Below are 6,914 nucleotides of genomic sequence, written 5' to 3' on the forward strand. Positions count from 1 at the left end.
GTAATCTTAGTTTTCTAATTATTTTAGCTGGCACTAATAATTGCTTGCCAAATGCCCATTAAGAGCTTTCATAATTTAGTTATTAGCAATTCTAATAATATCAGCAAATAACCCAGATGCTGTTACTTCAGCACCAGCGCCAGCGCCTTTAACAATTAATGGTTGCTCGGGATAACGTTTTGTGTAAAACATGACAATGTTATCTTTTCCTTCTAAATTATAAAATGGATGCCCTTCTGGGATTTCTTTTAATCCAACTTTTGCTTTTCCATTATTAAATTCGGCTACATATTTTAATTGACAATTATTCTTGTTTGCCGATTGATAAAGGTTCTGGTAATGAACTTCATCATCCAGTAATGTTTGATAAAAATCATCTACTGATTTTGATTCTAAACCAGATTTTGAAAGAAAAGGTTCATTTAAAATGTTTTCCAAATTCATTTCTGTACCACTTTCACGTGCTAGAATAAGTATTTTTCTAGCAACATCCACACCACTTAAATCAATTCTTGGGTCTGGTTCAGTATAACCTTCCTTTTGTGCTAATTTTACAACATCGTGAAACTTTGTTTTATCATTAAAGTTGTTAAAAACAAAATTTAAGCTCCCAGACAACACTGCTTGTATTGACTTAATTTCATCTCCAGAGGTTATTAAATGATTTAGGGTGTCAATAACTGGTAAGCCAGCGCCTACATTAGTCTCAAATAGGAAAGGAGCATTGTATTTTCTTGATAAACGCTTTAAAAGGTTGTAATTATCTAACTCACTAGAGCAAGCTATTTTATTACAAGCTATTACGCCAATACTTTCACGCAAGTAATTAGCATAGTTGTTTGCAACATCGTAATTGGCAGTGACGTCAACAAATACACTATTACGAAGATTCATAGTTTTTGCAGCATTAAAAAAACCATTAATTGAAGCATTTTCGCCATTTTCTAAAAGTGATTTCCAGTTATTTAAATCGATACCATCATCATCTAGAATCATTTTTCTTGAGTTAGAAAGTCCCACAATTCGTAGGTTTAACTTTAAATGTTCTTTAATATATTTTTTCTGTTGTTTAATTTGCTCAACTAGTCGTTCACCAACATTACCAACACCAGTAATAAACAAATTCAATTGTTTGGTCTTAGTTTCAAAAAATCGTTCATGAACAACATTTAGTGCCTTTTTTACATCTTTTTTAGATATAACAGCCGAAATGTTTCTTTCGGAAGCTCCTTGAGCAATGGCTCTAATATTTACATTGTTTTTACCCAAAGTACTAAACATGCGTCCGCTTATTCCTTGATGATTTTTCATACTATCACCAACAACAGCAATAATAGCTAACTCTTTTTCTACAATAATTGGGTCTATTTTGTGCAATGAAATTTCGTTTTCAAAGGTTTTATCAATAGCCATTTTTGCTGCATCAGCATCTGTTTCTTGAATACCTATGCAAATGGAATGCTCGCTTGAGGCTTGTGTAATAAGCACAACGTTAATTTTCTCTTGTGATAAGGTTTCAAATAAGCGCTTAGAAAATCCAGGAATGCCAACCATACCGTTACCTTGCAATGTTAGTAATGCAATATCATTTATATTGCTAATGCCTTTCACTGCATTGGTATTTCCATTAGAATTTGAATCTGTAATATATGTGCCTGAATCTTCAGGTTTTAGTGTATTTTTAATTACGATAGGAATCTTTTTATTCAGCACAGGTTGCACAGTTGGTGGATACAAAACTTTAGCACCAAAGTGAGATAACTCTACAGCTTCTTGATAAGAAATATGACTAATTGGTTTTGCTTGTTTTACCAACTTTGGGTTTGTTGTAAACATACCACTAACATCAGTCCAGATTTGTAATTCCTCAGCTTCAATCGCTGCAGCAATTATAGCTGCAGTAAAATCGGAACCACCTCTACCAAGTGTTGTGATTTCTCCATTTTCAGATTTTGAAATAAATCCTGGTAAAAGTGTCACTGAAGTATTATTGGTTTCAAAATAACTTTTTACATTATTATTGGTCTGGTTAAAGTTTACAGTAGCGTTTGTGTAATTATTATCTGTAACAATTAACTCTTGTGAGCTTTTTAATTGGACATCAATACCATTTAACTTCATGGCTTCTGAAATGATATACGAAGACATTTGCTCACCATTGCTCAAAAGTTTATCGGTTGTTTTTGGAGATAACTCATTAATTAAATAAATACCTTCTAGAAGTTTTTCAAGTGAATTTAATTTAGAGTTAATATTTTCTTTTACTTCAGAATTTATTTCGGTCTTAATTAGTTCATCAATAATGTCAAGATGAATTAATTTTACTTGATTAAACACTTCATTATAAGTAGTGTCTTTTGCAACTGCTTTATTTGCTGCGTTAAGGAGTTTATCGGTTATTCCACCAACTGCTGAAACTACGACTGCTACGTTAGAATCTTGTGAAATGTTTTTAACTATTTCTATAACTTTTTGTATGTTTTTGGCTGAACCTACAGATGTTCCACCAAACTTTAAAACTTTCATTTTGGGCTTTTTTATTGAGACATTAAATTTCGTGATAAAAAATCACATAAGTACGAACGGAAAGATATATTATTTGCAACCCCAAAGGGTCGTAATAAAAGTAGAAATTGTACCAAAAGACACTATGCTTCTATTTGTAGAAGCTATATGGATAGTTATATTTTGGTTAAAATTGTTCATTTATATAATGATAGATTTCAAAAGTATTACTTTTATATTAATAAAAAAATAAATTGGATTTTTTTGTAGAATTATAAGTTGAACTTCGTTTTTTTTTTTATTTGAACTAGTTTTACCCGAGCAATTACTTTACAGAAATTTTAGTACATGAAACTCACAGCTAAATTTTCGATGTACAAGAAAATAAATATATGGATGCTACAAACCTGTACTGAGCGCAGTCGAAGTATGACCATTAAAAAAAACATATAAACACATGAAAATATTCGCTAAAGAGCAAATTTATCAGGGAGATATATTAACGACACAACGACAAAATATTTCACCAACCGATTTAATGGAACGCGCAGGAACACAAATATTTAATTGGCTTCATATACGAATGCAAGGTGCTCAAGTGCCAATTCATGTGTTTTGTGGTATTGGAAATAATGGAGGAGATGGTTTAGTAATTGCACGACATCTTATTACTCATGGTTATAATGTGTTTACCTATGTAGTTAATTGTAGTGATAAACGCTCAAAGGATTTTTTAACAAACTATGATAGAATAAAAAATGTTACCAAGGATTGGCCAACCTTATTAAGTTGTAAAGATGATTTTCCACAAATCCATCATGACGATATCGTTATTGATGCAGTTTTTGGTATTGGACTAAATAGAGCTTCTGACGATTGGGTAAAAGCGCTGTTTCAACATTTTAGAAATTCCAAAGCATTTACGTTGTCGGTTGATATGCCATCAGGATTGTACGCCGATAAAGTTCCTGAAGATGAAAATGGTGTGGTTTGGGCAAATCATACGCTAAGTTTTGCATCTCCGAAATTAGTTTTCTTTTTGCCAGATACGGCAAAATTCACACAACAATGGGAAGTGATTGATATTGGTCTAGACCCTGAATTTTTGATGACTACTGAAACTGAAGCTGAACTTATTAGCAAATACGAAGTATTGCCAATGTATCAACCTCGTGAAAAATTTGCTCATAAAGGCACTTATGGACATTCGTTAATAATAGGAGGAAGTTATGGTAAAATAGGTTCGGTAGTTTTGGCAAGTCGTGCAGTTTTGGTAGCGGGAGCAGGGTTAGTAACCAGTTATATTCCAAATTGTGGTTATAATGTATTGCAAACTGCACTACCAGAAGTAATGGTGATTACAGATGAAGATGAACATATAATTTCAAATATTAGTTTTGACATAGAACCAACAGTTATTGGCATTGGGATAGGAATAGGAACAGACAAAAAAACCATTAGTGCTTTTGAAGCATTTTTAAAGAGTAATAAGAAGCCATTAGTAATAGATGCAGACGGTATAAACATACTGTCTTCAAAAAAAGCCTTGTTAAAATTATTGCCAGAAAATTCAGTATTGACTCCACATCCTAAAGAATTAGAACGATTACTAGGAAGCTGGAAAGACGATTTTGATAAACTTAAAAAAGCAAAAGCTTTTGCAAAAAAATATAAACTTGTGCTTGTTATTAAAGGTGCAAATACCATTGTGGTATTTCAAGACAAGCTATATATTAATACTTCTGGTAACCCAGGATTGGCAACAGCAGGTAGTGGTGATGTACTCACAGGAATAATTACAGGATTGATATCGCAAGGTTATGATGCTTTAGTTGCGGCTATTTTTGGCGTGTATTTGCATGGTCGCTCAGCAGATATAGCACTAGAAGACTTTGGCTATCAAAGTTTAATTGCAAGTCATGTAATTGATTACTTAGGTGAAGCATATATAGATTTGTTTAAAAAACCAGAGCAACCACAACAAGAACAACAGCCAAAAGATCAACCTGAAGGTAAAGGACAAAAAGGTGCTGACGAAGAAATGTATATATAAGGACTTGATTCTTCATTCATATTTTAATTACATTATACTTAACATTTATTTGGATATATTTTCCTGAATGCTGAATTTTGAAAATCAATACAACCACATGAGCAACATACACTATATTACAAGTGATACTATAGACCTAAATATTATTAATGATATTCTAACACTTAGGAAAAAGTTACAACTTTCAACAAAAGCTCAAGATAGCATAGTTAAGTGCAGAACCTATTTAGATACTAAAATGGCGTCTCATAAAGATCCTATCTATGGTATCAATACTGGTTTTGGGTCATTATATAATGTAAAGATTAATTCTAAAAACTTAACCAAGTTACAAGAAAACTTAATGAAGTCACATGCTTGTGGAACAGGAGACGAAGTTCCTCGAGATATTGTTAAGCTTATGTTGTTGCTAAAAATACAATCTTTAAGTTATGGTCATAGCGGAAGTCAATTAGAAACTGTAAATCGTTTAATTGATTTTTATAATAACGATATTCTACCTGTTGTTTATACTCAAGGATCGTTAGGAGCTTCTGGCGACTTAGCACCATTGGCACATTTATCTTTGCCTTTAATAGGAGACGGAGAAGTATGGTATAAAGGGGAAGTGAGAAAATCAAGAGAGATACTTACTAAATATAATTGGAAACCTATAGAACTTAAATCTAAAGAAGGACTAGCATTATTAAATGGCACACAATTTATGAGTGCTTATGGAATCCATTTATTATTAAAATCATTTAAGCTTACTTATTTAGCAGATGTTATTGGTGCGCTTTCTATTGATGCTTATGATGGCAGAATTGAACCTTTTAATGAATTAGTTCATCTAGTGCGCCCACATAATGGACAATTAAAAGTTGCAAAACGTATTAGAGCGTTTTTGGATGGCAGTGAATTAATAACACAAAAAAAGAAACATGTACAAGATCCATATTCGTTTAGATGTATTCCTCAAGTACATGGAGCTACAAATGACACTTTAGAATTTGTTAAAAAAACCTTTGTAACCGAAATTAATTCAGTAACCGACAATCCTAATATATTTATAAGTGAAGATAAAATTATTTCTGGCGGTAATTTTCACGGTCAACCTTTAGCATTGGCACTAGATTATTTAAAGATAGCTATGGCAGAAATTGGAAACATTTCGGAGCGAAGAACATTCCAATTGGTTTCAGGTAATAGAGGCTTGCCTCCATTTTTGGTTGATAACCCTGGATTAAACTCAGGCTTTATGATACCACAATATACAGCTGCAAGTATTGTGAGTGCCAATAAACAATTAGCTACACCTGCAAGTGTAGATTCTATTGTCTCATCAAACGGACAGGAAGATCATGTAAGCATGGGAGCCAATGCTGCAACACAAGCTTTTCAATTAATATATAATGTGGAACGAGTGTTAGCAATTGAAGTTTTAAATGCTTCTCAAGCCTTACATTTTAGACTACCTTTAAAGACCTCTCCGTTTTTAGAAACATTTCTTAAGGCATATAGAAAAGACATTCCTTTTATTAAAGAAGACGAATTTTTGCACGACGATATTGTAGCATCAATTTCCTTCCTAACTACCGTAACTATTGATAATGAGGAGTTTTTGAGTTAGAAATAGCTCCTATTTTTCGTTTAAATACCTAAATATTAGTTGAACTCATTTGGAATAACGTTGAAGATGCTCTAATTTTGATTTTGATAAGTATCTCGTATATTTATTAAAAAGTTCAAACAATTTTTTGTGAAAACCTACATCACTTTAAAATTGTTTTACTACCCAAAAATAATTGTTTAATAGCACAACAATTTATTGATTATTAGCACATTTTATTATTAGTGTCTAACTTTTGTTAGTCATTGATTTACAACAGGTTACGTTATTGTATTATATGCAATATTGTCATCATGTTTAGCCCTTGGTCTACTGTGTATTAACAGTACCTATTTAAGTAATGTAGATAGCTGAAATGCTATTGTAAAATGTTAAAATAATTTTAATTAAATCTAAATGTTATGTTTATGAACAATTTTACCAAATGTTGTAGCTCTTTAGGGAGTTTACAAAAAAAAGGCAAAGCAACACTAGTGTTGTTTATGTTTTTAGCATTAACGAGCTTATCTTACGCGCAAGGCACCGGAGCGAATAACACTGGTGGTGGCGAGGAGTTAGGTCCTGTTAATGGCTGTATGCACGAAGTGCCAGCAATGAAATCAGTGTCAGAATTAATGGCTCCTGGTTACTTTGATGGATTTTTTGATGCATGTCACGATTCAGATGAAGAATTTCAAATTCACCCAGTAGCTCCACAACAAGGAGTTGATGGCGAATGGGGAGTTGCCACTGGATTTGCAAAAGGAA

Annotated in this window: 4 protein-coding genes; 3 read left to right on the forward strand and 1 reads right to left on the reverse strand. The window is 32.4% G+C overall.

Features of this window, described 5'->3' with window-relative positions; translation table 11 throughout:
• Positions 1-75: 75 nt before the first annotated feature.
• Positions 76-2,526 (reverse strand): bifunctional aspartate kinase/homoserine dehydrogenase I, encoded by a 2,451-nt coding sequence (gene thrA / locus HB672_RS14565; protein ID WP_167770263.1) that lies wholly within the window; start codon positions 2,524-2,526, stop codon positions 76-78.
• A gap of 436 nt (positions 2,527-2,962) precedes the next feature.
• On the opposite strand from thrA, the gene HB672_RS14570 reads away from it, so the two are divergent.
• From HB672_RS14570 to HB672_RS14580, 3 genes are all read left to right on the forward strand, one after another.
• Positions 2,963-4,558: an NAD(P)H-hydrate dehydratase gene (locus HB672_RS14570; protein ID WP_167770264.1), complete on the forward strand. Its 1,596-nt coding sequence runs from the start codon at positions 2,963-2,965 to the stop codon at positions 4,556-4,558.
• Positions 4,559-4,655: 97 nt separating this feature from the next.
• Positions 4,656-6,167: a histidine ammonia-lyase gene (hutH, locus tag HB672_RS14575; RefSeq protein ID WP_167770265.1), complete on the forward strand. Its 1,512-nt coding sequence runs from the start codon at positions 4,656-4,658 to the stop codon at positions 6,165-6,167.
• A 407-nt stretch (positions 6,168-6,574) separates the two neighbouring features.
• Positions 6,575-6,914 (forward strand): hypothetical protein (locus tag HB672_RS14580; protein WP_167770266.1); only part of this gene is annotated, 340 nt, incomplete at its 3' end.

Source organism: Gaetbulibacter sp. S0825, from assembly GCF_011777505.1.
Taxonomy (GTDB): Bacteria; Bacteroidota; Bacteroidia; order Flavobacteriales; family Flavobacteriaceae; genus Pontimicrobium.